The sequence below is a fragment of the Micromonospora sp. NPDC003776 genome (assembly GCF_053605645.1).
In genome coordinates this window covers 1-13,126 of record NZ_JBSGJR010000130.1, presented here as the reverse complement: position 1 = coordinate 13,126, position 13,126 = coordinate 1, and the positions used below count along the sequence as shown (strand labels likewise).

8 protein-coding genes and 1 pseudogene are annotated in these 13,126 nt (G+C 74.5%); 5 read left to right on the top strand and 4 right to left on the bottom strand.

The annotated features are described in order from the left end of the window. From ACWEVO_RS13735 to ACWEVO_RS13715, 5 genes and pseudogenes are all read left to right on the top strand, one after another. The coding region (locus tag ACWEVO_RS13735; protein WP_452307869.1) for a helix-turn-helix domain-containing protein at positions 1 to 184 on the top strand (184 nt) is incomplete at its 5' end. A gap of 146 nt (positions 185 to 330) precedes the next feature. Next, a pseudogene (locus ACWEVO_RS13730) lies at positions 331 to 2,127 on the top strand (DHA2 family efflux MFS transporter permease subunit); the annotation flags it as partial. 6 nt (positions 2,128 to 2,133) lie between these two features. Further along, positions 2,134 to 3,765 (top strand): YhgE/Pip family protein, encoded by a 1,632-nt coding sequence (locus ACWEVO_RS13725; protein WP_452307871.1) that lies wholly within the window; start codon positions 2,134 to 2,136, stop codon positions 3,763 to 3,765. A gap of 10 nt (positions 3,766 to 3,775) precedes the next feature. After that, entirely contained in the window at positions 3,776 to 4,369 is a 594-nt protein-coding gene (locus ACWEVO_RS13720) for a TetR/AcrR family transcriptional regulator (RefSeq protein WP_452307868.1), read from the top strand. Positions 4,370 to 4,446: 77 nt separating this feature from the next. After that, entirely contained in the window at positions 4,447 to 7,944 is a 3,498-nt protein-coding gene (locus ACWEVO_RS13715) for an ATP-binding cassette domain-containing protein (RefSeq protein WP_452307867.1), read from the top strand. 23 nt (positions 7,945 to 7,967) lie between these two features. On the opposite strand, the gene ACWEVO_RS13710 is transcribed toward ACWEVO_RS13715, so the two are convergent. From ACWEVO_RS13710 to ACWEVO_RS13695, 4 genes are all read right to left on the bottom strand, one after another. Next, positions 7,968 to 9,035 carry an NADH:flavin oxidoreductase/NADH oxidase gene (locus tag ACWEVO_RS13710; protein ID WP_452307866.1) on the bottom strand — a complete coding sequence of 356 codons (1,068 nt, stop codon included), beginning with the start codon at positions 9,033 to 9,035 and terminating at the stop codon, positions 7,968 to 7,970. A 90-nt stretch (positions 9,036 to 9,125) separates the two neighbouring features. Then, a complete protein-coding gene (locus ACWEVO_RS13705; protein WP_452307870.1) occupies positions 9,126 to 10,424 on the bottom strand; it encodes a dicarboxylate/amino acid:cation symporter in 1,299 nt (432 codons plus the stop codon). 204 nt (positions 10,425 to 10,628) lie between these two features. Continuing rightward, complete coding sequence (locus ACWEVO_RS13700; protein WP_452307865.1) at positions 10,629 to 12,056, bottom strand: FAD-binding oxidoreductase; 1,428 nt, start codon at positions 12,054 to 12,056, stop codon at positions 10,629 to 10,631. 135 nt (positions 12,057 to 12,191) lie between these two features. Beyond that, positions 12,192 to 13,126 (bottom strand): AEC family transporter (locus ACWEVO_RS13695; RefSeq protein ID WP_452307864.1); only part of this gene is annotated, 935 nt, incomplete at its 5' end.

Genomic DNA, 13,126 nt, shown 5'->3' with positions numbered 1-13,126 from the left:
CCCGCCGCCGGTGGCGATCGTGCCCGGCTGGCGGCTCGCCCTCGCCGCCGACCTGCTGCGGGACACCGGACTGACCCTCACCGCGGTGGCCCGCCGGGTCGGGTACGGCGGCCCGTTCGCGCTCAGCGCCGCGTTCAAGCGCGTCCACGGGATCAGCCCCCACGAATATCGGGCGACGGACTGAGGCGTGCTTCGCGCCACGAGCTCGCGGAAACGGGAAGCCGGGCGTCGGAGGTGCTGGTTAGTCTGCGTGCGCACGCCCCTCGCCGCGCCTGCCCCCGATCGGACGCGGTGCCGCCACCCCCTACCGGAACCGGAATCAGGAGACAGATGGTGACCCATCAACCCGTCGCGACGTCGAACAAGCTCGACGCCGCGGTGCTCAAGGTGGCGGGAGTGGTCGTGCTCGGCGCGATCATGTCGATCCTCGACGTCACGGTCGTCAGCGTGGCGCTGCCGACCTTCCAGAACGAGTTCGACGCGTCGTACGCCCGGGTGGCGTGGACGATGACCGGCTACACCCTCGCGCTGGCCACGGTGATCCCGCTCAGCGGCTGGGCCGCCGACCGGTTCGGCACCAAGCGCCTCTACATGACCGCCCTGGCACTGTTCACCATCGGCTCCGGCCTCTGCGCCACCGCCGACAGCATCACCGAGCTGATCGGCTACCGGGTGCTCCAGGGCCTCGGCGGCGGCATGCTCATGCCGCTGGGCATGACCATCATGACCCGGGCGGCCGGCCCGCACCGGATCGGCCGGCTGATGGCCGTCCTCGGCATCCCGATGCTGCTCGGCCCGATCGGCGGCCCGATCCTCGGCGGCTGGCTGATCGACACCGCCAGCTGGCACTGGATCTTCCTGATCAACCTGCCGATCGGCCTGATCGCGCTCGGCTACGCCTGGCTGGCGCTGCCGAAGGACGCCCCCGAGCCGTCGGAGTCGTTCGACTTCCTCGGCATGGTGATGCTCTCGCCCGGCCTGGCCCTGTTCCTCTACGGCGTCTCCTCACTGCCCGAGGCCGGCACCATCAGCGACAACTCGGTGTGGCTGCCGATGCTGATCGGCGCCGTGCTCGTGATCGGGTTCGTGCTCTACTCGTTCAAGCCGAAGCACCCGCTGCTCGACCTGCGGCTGTTCCGCAACCGCAACCTGACCATCGCCTCGGCGAGCCTGTTCGTCTTCATCATCGCGTTCATGGGCGCCGGCCTGCTCTTCCCGAGCTACTTCCTGCAGATCCGCGGCGAGACTACGCTCACCGCCGGCCTGCTGATGGCCCCGCAGGGCCTCGGCGCCATGCTCACCATGCCGGTCGCCGGGATGCTCGCCGACCGGGTGCCGGTCGGCCGCACCGTGCCGTTCGCGCTGGTGCTCATCGCCGCCGGCTTCTTCGCCTTCACCCAGATCGACCCGCACACCTCGTACTGGCTGCTCTGCGGGGCGCTGTTCGTGATGGGCCTGGGCATGGGGGCGACCATGATGCCGATCATGACGTCGGCGCTGAAGACGCTGCACGCCGCCGAGGTGGCCCGCGGCTCCACGCTGGTCAACATCCTCCAGCAGATCGGCGGCTCGGTGGGCGCCGCGGTGATGTCGGTGATCCTCACCAACGAGCTGAATGGCTCCCGGCCGATCCCTGGCATGGTCGACCCGGCCAGCGGCAGGGAGCTCACCGAGGCCCAGGTGGCCATCGCCGCCCAGCAGCACCCCGAGCTGCTCAAGCAGTTCCCGGTCTACGCCTTCTGGGACCCGTACGGGAACCTCGACCGCATCCCGGTCGCCCTGGTCAACGCGGACCGGCCGGCGCGGGCCGCGGACGGCAGCGAGGTGCACGCGGGCCGGGACCTCACCGACGAGCTGCTCCACCGCAAGGTCTTCGGCTGGACCGTGACCGACCCGGCCGACGCCACCGACGGGCTCCGCGACGGCCACTACCACCTGGTCTTCTCCATCCCGGCCGACTTCTCCGCCACCCTGGCGGCCAGCCCCGAGCCGGACCAGCCGGCCCGCCGGGGCGAGCTGAAGGTGGTCAACGACGATGCCACCAACTACCTCTCCGGCCTGCTCGCCCGCTCCGCGTTCAGCGAGATCCGGGCCGCCGCCGCGGAGAGCACCGCCGCCTCGTACTTCGACAAGATGCTGATCGGCTTCACCGACGCCAAGGCGGAGACCGGCCGGGCCGCCGACGGGGCCGGGCAGCTCCACGACGGGCTCGGCGCCTCCGAGCAGGGCGCCGGGAAGATCGCCGACGGGCTGGACAGCGCCGAGCGCGGCGCCGGACAGCTCGCCGCCGGCCTCGACCGGTCCGCCCAGGGCGCCGACCAGCTGGCCGGTGGCCTCGACCAGCTCTACACCGGCGCGGCGCAGCTCGCCGACGGCGCCAACCGGGCCGCCACCGAGACGAAGGCCGCCGCCGCCAAGGTGGACGCGGCCGCGGACCGGTACGAGCCGCTGCTGCGCCGGAACGCCGACGACATCCAGCGGGCCGCCACCCTCGTCGCCGAGGGCGCGCAGACGCTGGCCGACAGCATCGACACGCTGCCCGCGAAGGCCGACGCGGTGGTCAGCCAGGCCGAGGAGGTCAGCGACCGCCTCGACGCGCTGGTCAAGACCCACCCCGAACTGGCCGACGACCCGAACGTCGTGGCCGCCCGGCAGGCCGCCGCCAAGGCGGCGAGCACCGCCCGGGCGATGGCCGCCGCGCTGGACCGGACCGACCTGGCCGCCCTGAAGAAGCAGATGACCGAGGTCGCGCAGACCGCCCGCGAGGTGGCCGCCGCCGCGCCGCACCTGGCCGACGACGTCGCCTCCGCCCGGGCCAAGGTCGACCAGCTCGCCACCGGGCTGGGCACCCTCGCCCAGGGCAGCGCCAAGCTCCGCGACGGCCTCGGCGACGCGGCGAACGGCGCCGACCAGCTCCGCGGCGGGCTCTACCGGCTCGCCACCGGCGCCCGGCAGCTCGACGGCGGGCTGGCCCAGCTCGGCACCGGCAGCGACCGGCTGGTCAGCGGCCTGACCAAGCTGGAGGGCGGCGCGGGCGACCTCGCCGACGGGCTCGCCGCCGGGGCGGACAAGCTGCCCGGGTACCACGACGCGGAGAGCCGCTCCGGCATCCTCGGCGACCCGGTCGGCCTGATCCGCGACGCCCAGCACCCGGCAGGCTCGTACGGCGTCGGCTTCGCCCCGTACTTCCTGGCCCTCGCCCTCTGGGTCGGCGCGATGATCACGTACATGCTGCTGCGGCCGGTCAACCGGCGGCACGTGATGTCCGACGCGCCCGGCTGGCGGGTCGTGCTCGCCGGCTGGCTGCCCGCCGCCGCGATCGGGCTGGCCCAGGTCACGGTCCTGTTCACCGTGGTCACCCTGGCGCTCGGCCTCGACCCGACGCACCCGGCGGCGACCTTCGGGCTGCTCGCGCTCGCCTCGCTGGCCTTCACCGCGATCATGCAGCTGCTCGGGGTGGCGCTCGGCCCGGCCGGCCGGCTCGCCGCGCTGGCCCTGCTGATGCTCCAGCTCACCTCCTCCGGCGGCACCTACCCGGTGCAGACCTCGCCCGGCTTCTTCCAGGCGATCCACCCGTGGCTGCCGATGACGTACGTGGTGGCCGGCCTGCGGCACACCATCAACGGCGGTCCCGCCGCCCCGGTGGTCACCGGCGCCCTGGTGCTGCTCGCCTTCGGGGCCGGCGCCATGGTGCTCACCGTCGGCGCGGCGCGCCGATCCCGTCGGCTCACCCCGGCCAAGCTGCACCCCGAACTGACCATGTGAGGATGGGCCGGTGACGGACGGACGGTCCCGCCGGCGGAAGGACACCCGCCAGCGCCTCTTCGTGGCGGCGGTCGAACTCATCGCGGAACAGGGCTTCTCGGCGACCACGGTGGACGACATCGCGGCCCGGGCCGGGGTGGCGAAGGGCACGGTCTACTACAACTTCGAGTCCAAGACGGTCCTCTTCGAGGAGCTGCTGCGGCACGGGATCGGCCTGCTCACCGCCGACTTCCGGGCCGCCGTGGACGGGCTGCCGCCCCGCGAGGCGCTCGCCGCGCTGGTCCGCGCGGAGCTGGAGTACATCCGCCGCTACCGGGCCTTCGCCCAGCTGCTGCTCTCCGAGATGTGGCGGACCAACCGGGAGTGGCAGCAGACCCTGCGGCTGCTGCGCGGCGAGGCGATCGAGGTGATCGCGGAGACCGTCCGGGCCGGCGTGGCCAGCGGCGACCTCCCCGCCGACCTGGACGTGCGCACGGCCAGCTCGGCGCTGTTCGGCGTCGGCCTGGTGGTCGCCGTGGACTGGCTGGTCTTCCAGCCGGACCGGCCGATCGAGGACGTACAGGACGCCCTGCTGGGCATCGTCCGCCGGGTCGCCCAGACGTAAATCGTTTGAATTGTCCCGCCCGGAGCGGCGAGGCTGGGAGCACCGCCCCCACCGACCCGAGTCCGGAGGACTGTCCTATGCGCCTGCTCCGAGACCTCTGGGCCACGGCACCCCGGGGCCTGGCCCTGGTGGGGCTCCTGATCGTGGTGGGCGCCGCCGGCCAGGCCGCCGCCTCCGCGCTGGCCGGCCCGGTGCTCGTGCACCGGTCCACCGGCTGGTTCGCGCTGCTGGCCGCCGCGCTGGTCGCCGCCGTGGTCACCGACCTGCTGATCGGGCTGCTGATGGCCCGGCTGACCGCCGACTGGTCGGCCGACGTACGCCGCCGGCTGTGCCGGGTGGCGCTCGGGCAGGATCTGCCCACCCTGGAGACCACCCCGGTCGGGGAACTGCTCGACCGGATCGACAACGACGTCTACCAGGTCGGCTCCGAACTGCGGAACACCGGCGTACGCCTCGTCCAGGGGGTCGCCGTCTGCGTGCTCGCCACGGTCAGCGCGCTGTTCGTCTGGTGGCCGGCCGGCGTCGGCATGATCCTGCTGACCGCGCTGCTCGGCGTGCTGCTGCGCCGGCCCACCGCCCGGATCGCCCCGGCCCGGATGGCCGAGGAGGAGGCGTGGTCCGACCTCGCCGCCGTGATGGAGGAGGCGGTGCACGGCCAGGACGACGTCCGGACCAGCCTGGCCCGGCCGTACGTGCTGCGCCTCTACGCGCGGCGCGCGGCCGCGGTGATCCGCCGGGGCGGCACCGTGTTCCGGCTCTCCGCCCGGGTCACCGCGCTGGCCGCCGGCGGGGTCCGGCTCGGCATCGTCGGCGTGGTGCTGGCCGGGGCCTGGGCGCTGTCCACCGGCCGGGTGGACGCCGCCCGGCTCACCGCCATCTGGCTGCTCGTGCTCGCCTTCGGCGCGACCGTCGAGCACATCGCCCGCTGGGTGCCGCACCTGCAGCAGGCGTTCGGCGCGTGGGCGCGGGTGCAGCTGCTCGCCGGCTCCCGCCAGGAACCGGCCGGCGGCGTCACCCCGGTGGACGGTGACCTCTCCGTCCGCGGGCTCACCTTCCGCTACCCGATGGGCGAGGACGACCGCGGGCCGGCGCTGCGCGACGTGCGGCTCACCTTCCGCCGGGGCCGGTCGTACGCCCTGGTCGGCCGGACCGGCTCGGGCAAGTCCACGCTGGCCAAGGTGCTCACCCGGGCGGTGGACGTACCCCGCGGCACGGTCTTCCTCGGCGACACCGACCTGGTGGACCTGGACCTCGAGGCGCTGCGCCGGTGGATCGCCGTGGTGCCCCAGCGCACCGAGATCCTCGCCGGCACGCTCGCCGAGAACGTCGCCCTGTTCGACCCCACCCTGCTCGACGACGCCACCCGGGCGCTGGAGGAGCTGGGGCTGGCCGGCTGGATCGCCGAGCTGCCCGACGGGGTGCACACCCGGCTGGGCGAGGGCGGGCACGTGCTCTCCGCCGGGCAGGAGCAGCTCGTCGCGTTCGCCCGGATCCTGGTCCGGGACCCGCGCGTGGTGATCCTCGACGAGGCGACCGCGCGGCTGGACCCGGTCACCGAGACCCGGGTACGCCAGGCCACCGAGCGGCTGCTCACCGACCGGATCGGCATCGTCATCGCGCACCGGCTCTCCTCGGTGCGCCGCTGCGACGACGTGGTGGTGATGGCCGACGGCGCGGTGCTGGAGGCCGCGCCACTGAGCGAGTCGGTCCGCTTCGCCGAACTGCTCGCCACCAGCCACGCCGGCGCGTACGCCGGTGCCGGCGCCCGGAGCGGCGGGCTCGACCTGCTCGACAGCCCGCCCGAGGCGTGGGACGGGGAACCGGCGGCGGAGGTCGACCGGGTGGACGTACCCCGGCAGGTCGCGGTGGCGCGCACCGACCCGCCGCCGGTGCCGGACCCGCCGCCCGCGCGCACGCTGCGGGAGATCCTGCGGCTGGGCACCAACGACCCCCGGTACGGGCTGGTCTCGGTCGGGCTGTTCGTCGTGATGACCCTGCTCGGGTTGGACGGCTCCGTGCTGCCCTGGCTGTGGGCCGGGGTGGTCGGCGGGGGAGATCCGTGGCTGCCGGCGCTCGGCATCGCCGCCGCACTGCTCGTGGTGCTGCCGCTGCCGTACCTGACCAACCTCTGGTTCCCGCAGTGGTGGATCCGGCAGATGCTGCGGATCAGCGCCCGCCTGGTGCACGGGCAGACCGGGGCGCGCCGGGTCAGCGGGCACACCCCGGCCGAGGTGGTGGCGCAGGGCGGCGACACGGACCGGGTGGTGCAGCTGGCCGACAACCTGATGGACCAGTTCATCTCGCTGGCCATCCTGATCACCATGACCGTGGTGACCGGCAGCTTCGTACCGGCGCTGTTCTTCCTCGGCACCATGGTGGTCTCCGGGCTGGCCGCGACCCTTTTCGCGCCCCGGCTGGAACGGACCGCCCGGGGCACGGTCAAGGCCCGCGCCGCGTTCGCCACCGCTCTGGTCTCCTCGCTCTCCGCCGCCCGTACGGTGAAGCTCGCCGGCGCCACCGGGCCGGTGCTGGCGCATCTCGCGGCGCTGGACACCGTGCGCAGCGACCGGCAGCGCCGGGAGATCGCCATGCAGGTGTGGTCGCGGTCCACGCCCTCCCTGGTCAGCGGCCTGCTGCCGATCGGGGCCTGGGGGCTCTACCTGGCCGGTGGGCTCTCCGCCGGGGCCACCCTGGTGGCCGTCTCCACGCTGGGCGCGGCCCGGTGGTTCGCCTGGACCACCGCCTCGCTGGTCTCCAACTACCCGTCGGCCCGGGTGTGGACCCGGCGGACGGTGGCGATGAGCGGGGTGGGGGTGTACTCGGCGGCGGTGCCCGGGGTGGACCTGGCCGCCGGCACCGCGCCCGCGCCGGAGCCGCCACCGCGGCACCCGCTGCGCCGACTGGAGCTCGCCGGGTTCGGCGCGCTGCACACCGACGGCACCCTGGCGGTCCGGGACGTCGACCTCACCGTGGAACGGGGACAACTGGTGCTGGTCGTCGGGCCGGTCGGCTCCGGCAAGTCGTCGTTGCTCCGGGCGCTCGCCGGGATCGTCCACCACACCGGTGCGCTGCGCTGGAACGGCGAGCCGGTCACCGAGCCGGAGCTGTTCCTCCGCCCCGGCCAGGTCGGCTACGTCGGGCAGCTGCCCCGGGTGCTCTCCGGGACGGTGGCCGACAACATCGCGCTCGGGCACCAGGTGGACGCCGCCGACGCGGTCACCACCGCCCAGCTCGACCACGACCTGGCGGCGGCGGGCGGCGGCCTCGGGCTGCTCATCGGGCACAAGGGCACCCGGCTCTCCGGCGGGCAGCTCCAGCGGTTGGCGCTGGCCCGGGCGCTGGCGCCGCGTACCGAACTGCTGGTCGCCGACGACGTGTCGTCGGCGCTGGACGTCACCACCGAGCTGGCGCTCTGGGCCGCCCTACGGGAGCACGGCGTGACCGTGGTCGGGTCGACCGCCAAGCGGGCCGCGCTGGTCCGTGCGGACCACGTGGTGGTGTTGATCGATGGCACGGTGGCCGCCCAGGGGCCGTGGCGCGACCTCGAATCCCGCTGGTCACACCTGGCGGGCTGAGGCCGGCGCCGCGCCGGGGTGGGTCAGAAGGCACGGGTGTACTGGTCGGGCCAGTGCGGTTCGGCGCCGAGCTTGGCGGCGGCGCGGCGCGGCCAGTACGGGTCGCGCAGCAGCTCCCGGCCGAGCAGCACCAGGTCCGCCGCACCGTCGGCGACGATCTGCTCGGCCTGCTCCGGCTCGGTGAGCAGGCCGACCGCGCCGGTGGGCACGCCCGCGTCGCGCCGGATCCGGGCGGCCAGGGGCACCTGGTAGCCGGGGCCCACCGGGATGCTCGCCGCGGCCGAGACGCCGCCGGTGGAGGTGTCGATCAGGTCCACCCCGGCGCCGGCCAGCTCGGCGGCGAGCGCCACGCTGTCCTCGATGCTCCAGCCGCCGTCCACCCAGTCGGTGGCGGAGATCCGGGTCAGCACCGGCACCGCCTCGCCGACCACGGCGCGGACCGCGCGGGCCACCTCCAGGGTGAGCCGCATCCGGCCGGCCCGGTCGCCGCCGTAGCCGTCGCTGCGGTGGTTGGTCAGCGGGGACAGGAACTCGTGCAGCAGGTAGCCGTGCGCGGCGTGCAGCTCCACGGCGGCGAAGCCGGCGTCGAGGGCCCGGCCGGCGGCGGCGGCGAACGCCTCGACCACCGCCGCGATCCCGGCCTCGTCCAGCGCGGTCGGCCGGCGGTAGTCGGGCAGGAACGGGTCGGCGCCGGGGCCGACCGGGGTCCAGCCGCCCTCGGCGTCCGGCACGCCGCCCCGGTGCCCGGCCCACGGCCGGTACGTCGAGGCCTTGAACCCGGCGTGCGCCAGCTGGACGGCCGGCACCGCGCCCTGCGCGGCGACGAACGCGGTGATCGGCCGCCACGCGTCGACGTGCGCGCCGGACCAGAGCCCGACGTCCTGCGGGCTGATCCGCCCCTCGGGCAGCACGGCGGTGGCCTCGGTGAGGATCAGGCCGGCGCCGCCGACCGCGCGGGAGCCGAGGTGGATCCGGTGCCAGTCGGTGGGCAGGCCGTCCGGTCCGGCGCTGTACTGGCACATCGGGGCCAGCGCGACCCGGTTGGGCAGGGTGACGCCGCGCAGGGTGAGCGGGGTGAACAGGGCACTCATGCGGTGATCCTCCCGGGAGGGGCGGCGGGCCGGAGGTCCGGGTACGTCTCCTGCCGCCTGAGCGACCGGAAACGCACCCGGACGTGCGGGTCAGGCGGGGACGGGCGCCAGCTCCTCGTCGGAGCGGGTCGGCCGCGGCGCGTCGGCGTCGACCAGGTCGCGCTTGCCGGCCGAGTCGTACGCCGCCCGGTCGAGGGTGCCCTCCCGGGCTGCCACGATGGTCGGCACGAGCGCCTGGCCGGCCACGTTGGTGGCGGTGCGCATCATGTCCAGGATCGGGTCGATCGCCAGCAGCAGGCCGGCGCCGGCCAGCGGCAGGCCCAGCGTGCTCAGGGTCAGGGTGAGCATCACGATCGCGCCGGTCAGGCCGGCCGTGGCCGCCGAGCCGACCACCGAGACGAAGGCGATCAGCAGGTAGTCGGTGACGCCGAGGTGCACGCCGAAGACCTGCGCCACGAAGATCGCCGCGAGGGCCGGGTAGACGGCGGCGCAGCCGTCCATCTTGGTGGTGGCGCCGAACGGGACCGCGAAGGAGGCGTACTCGCGGGGGACGCCGAGCCGCTCGACGGAGCGCTGGGTCACCGGCATGGTGCCCACCGAGGAGCGGGAGACGAAGGCCAGCTCGATGGCGGGCCAGGCGCCGGCGAAGAACCGCAGCGGGTTGAGCCGGCCGGCGGCGACCAGCAGCACCGGGTAGACCACGAAGAGCACGAGCGCGCAGCCGACGTAGACGGCGGTGGTGAACTTGGCGAGCGGGGCCAGCAGGTCCCAGCCGTACGAGGCGACGGCGTTGCCGATCAGGCCGAGGGTGCCGATCGGGGCGAGCCGGATGACCCACCAGAGCGCCTTCTGCACGATGGCGAGCACCGAGCGGTTGAGCGTCACGAACGGCTCGGCGGCGTCGCCGATCAGCAGCGCGGCGGCGCCGACGACCAGGGCGAGGAAGACGATCTGCAGGACGTTGCCCTCGACGAACGCGCCGACCGGGTTGGTCGGCACGATGCCGGTGAGGAAGTCGGTCCAGGAGCCGGTCTTCTTCGGCGCGGCGGCGCCGGCCAGGTCGAGGGTGACGCCCTTGCCGGGGTCGGTGAGCAGGCCGAGGCCGATGCCGATGCTCACCGCGATCAGCGCGGTGATGCCGAACCAGAGCAGCGTCTTGACGGCCAGCCGGGCGGCGTTGGCCACGCCGCGCAGGCTGACCACGCTGACCACGATCGCGGTGAAGACCAGCGGCGGCACGGCCAGCTTGAGCAGCTGGATGAAGAGGTGGCCGACGGTGTCGAGGGTGCTGGTCAGCCAGGCGAGGTCGTTGGCGCGGGCGAGGAAGCCGAGCGCCACGCCGAGCACGAGGCCGAGCAGGATCTGCACGGAAAAGGGGAACTTGCGCAGGGCGGAAGCCATGAGAACGCGTCCAAGGTCTGGGTGAGGGTGAACGGGGCAGCGTCAGGAGAGCGGCTGCGCCGGACAGATGCCGCTGGCCTGCCGTCGGAGGTCGACGTACAGGCGCACGGTCAGGTGCCAGACGTTGGTCATCGCCTGCCGACGCTACTCCCAGCGGCTCCCAGCTGGAAGGATCGACTGGCGTGACGCTCCTTACAGCGGAGCCGCCTCGGGCAGCACCTTCCCCGGGTTCAGCACGCCGTGCGGGTCGAACAGCCGCTTGAGCGCCCGCATCAGGTGCAGTTCGTGGTCGTCCTTGTAGTCGGCGATGACCACCCGCTTCGACTGCCCGAGGCCGTGTTCGGCGCTGATGCTGCCGTCCGCCGCCGCCACCGAGTCGTAGATGACGCGGGCGAGGGCGTCGGCGCGGGCGTGGAACTCCTCGTCGGCGCTGCCCGCCGGCTTGCTGAGGTTGTAGTGCAGGTTGCCGTCCCCGAGGTGGCCGTACGTCACGATCCGGATGCCCGGGAGGGCCGCCTCGAGGGCCCGGTCGGTGCGCGCCACGAACGCCGGGATGCGGCCGACCGGCAGGCTGACGTCGTGCTTGAGGCTCGGACCCTCGTGGTTCTGGGCCTCCGAGATGCCCTCCCGCAGCGCCCGGAGGGCGGCCGCCTGCGCCGGTCCGGCGGCGACGACGGCGTCCCGGGCCACGCCCCGCTCGACCGCCTCGCCGAGCGCGGACTCGATCACCGCGTCCAGCTCCGCGCCCGGCGCCGGGTCGCCGAGTTCGACCAGGGCGTACCAGGGATGGTGGTCACCGAACGGGTCGCGGGCCCCGGGGACGTGCCGCAGCACGAACGCCACGCTCTGCCGGGACATGACCTCGAAGGCGGTCAGCCGGTCGCCGGCCAGCTCCCGCAGCAGACCGATCAGGTCGACCGCCGCCGGCGGGTCCGGCAGGGCCACCCACGCCGTCGCCCGGCTCCGCAGCGCGGGGAAGAGCTTCAGGACGGCGGCGGTGATGACACCGAGGGTGCCCTCCGCGCCGATGAACAGCTGCTTGAGGTCGTAGCCGGTGTTGTCCTTCCGCAGCCCGCGCAGCCCGTGCCAGATCCGCCCGTCCGGGAGCACGACCTCCAACCCGAGGGTCAGGTCCCGCATCGTCCCGTAGCGGAGCACCCCAGTCCCGCCCGCGTTGGTCGCGAGGTTGCCGCCGATCGTGCAGCTGCCCTCGGCGCCCAGGGACAGCGGGAAGAGCCGGCCGACGGCCGCCGCGGCGTCCTGGACCGACCGCAGGACCGCGCCGGCCTCCACGGTGATGGTCTGGTTGGCCATGTCGAGGTCGCGGATGCGCCGCATCCGGGTCAGGGAGAGCACCACCTGACGGCCGGAACCGTCGGGTACCGCCCCGCCGCAGAGTCCGGTGTTGCCGCCCTGCGGCACCACCCCGACGCCCGCCTCGGCGCAGCGCGCGACGACCGCGGCCACCTCGTCGGTGCTGCCCGGCCGCACCACGGCCGCGGCCCGTCCCCGGTACGCGCCGCGCCAGTCGGTGAGGTAGCCGGCCATGTCGCCCGGGTCGGTGAGCACCGCGGCGCTGCCGACCACCTGCCGCAGCCGGTCGACGAGGTCCGCCGTCACCACGCCCTCCCGCCGTCGACGAGGACGGCGCCCGACCCGCTGTCCGACCCGCTCACGGCCTCCACGCTAGGAGCCCGGGGCGATGCCTGTCCAAGTCCGGCCCGACATGGCGGGATACCGTCCGGGCATCGCCGGTCACCCGAGCAGCATGGCGATCCCGACCAGCACGGGCACGGAGAGCACGGTGGTGAGCAGCACGACGTCCCGCGCCAGCAGGGTGCCCCGGTCGTAGGACGAGGCGTAGACGAAGACATTCTGCGCGGTCGGCAGGGCCGAGGTGACCGTCACCGCCAGCAGCGCCACGCCGGAGAGGCCGGCGGCCCACCGACCGAGCGCGTAGGCCAGGGCCGGCTGGGCGACCGCCTTGAGCGCCACCGCCAGCCACACCCGGGGGGCGCTGCCGCCGGCCGCGGGGCGGGGTGCGCCGTGCAGGCTCATGCCGTACGCCAGCAACGCGGCGGGGACGGCCAGCGCGGCGATGAGCTCCACTGGCTTCAGCACCGGCGCGGGCAGCTCCACGCCGACGGCCGCGATCAGCACACCGAGGCCGCAGCCCAGCACGACCGGCGTCCGGAGCGGCTGGGTGAGCAGCCGCCATCCGGGCACGGCCTCGCCCGCCGGGCGGGAGCCGGCCAGCACCGCCAGCCCGACCGGGGCCATCACCATCACCTGGAACAGCAGCACCGGGGCCACGAACGACGCGTCGCCGAGGACGTAGACGGAGATGGGGATGCCCAGGTTGCCGGCGTTGACGTAGGAGGAGGCGAGGGCGCCGACGGTCAGCTCGGCAGCCGGACTCCGCCACCGCCACCGGGCCAGCGCCACGTACAGCAGGGCGCTGAGCAGGGCGCTGCCCCCGGTCGCCACGAGCGGGGCGGACAGCAGTGCCGCCGGGTCGGCCCGGGCGAGCGTGAGCAGCAGCAGCGCGGGCGTCGCCACGAAGTAGGACAGCCGCGACAGCACCGGGCCGGCGTCGGGGCCCAGCGTGCCGGTCCGGCCGAGGAGCCAGCCGACGGCGATCACCGCGATCAGGGCGGCGCCGAGTTCAGCTACCAGCTGCTCCAGGCCAA

What these genes read in the sequence shown, in the direction of transcription:
- ACWEVO_RS13725 (WP_452307871.1), top strand. Translation starts at nt 2,134, where the DNA reads ATGCTGATCGGCTTCACCGACGCCAAGGCGGAGACCGGCCGGGCCGCC.
- ACWEVO_RS13715 (WP_452307867.1), top strand. Translation starts at nt 4,447, where the DNA reads ATGCGCCTGCTCCGAGACCTCTGGGCCACGGCACCCCGGGGCCTGGCC.
- ACWEVO_RS13710 (WP_452307866.1), bottom strand. Translation starts at nt 9,035, where the DNA reads ATGAGTGCCCTGTTCACCCCGCTCACCCTGCGCGGCGTCACCCTGCCC.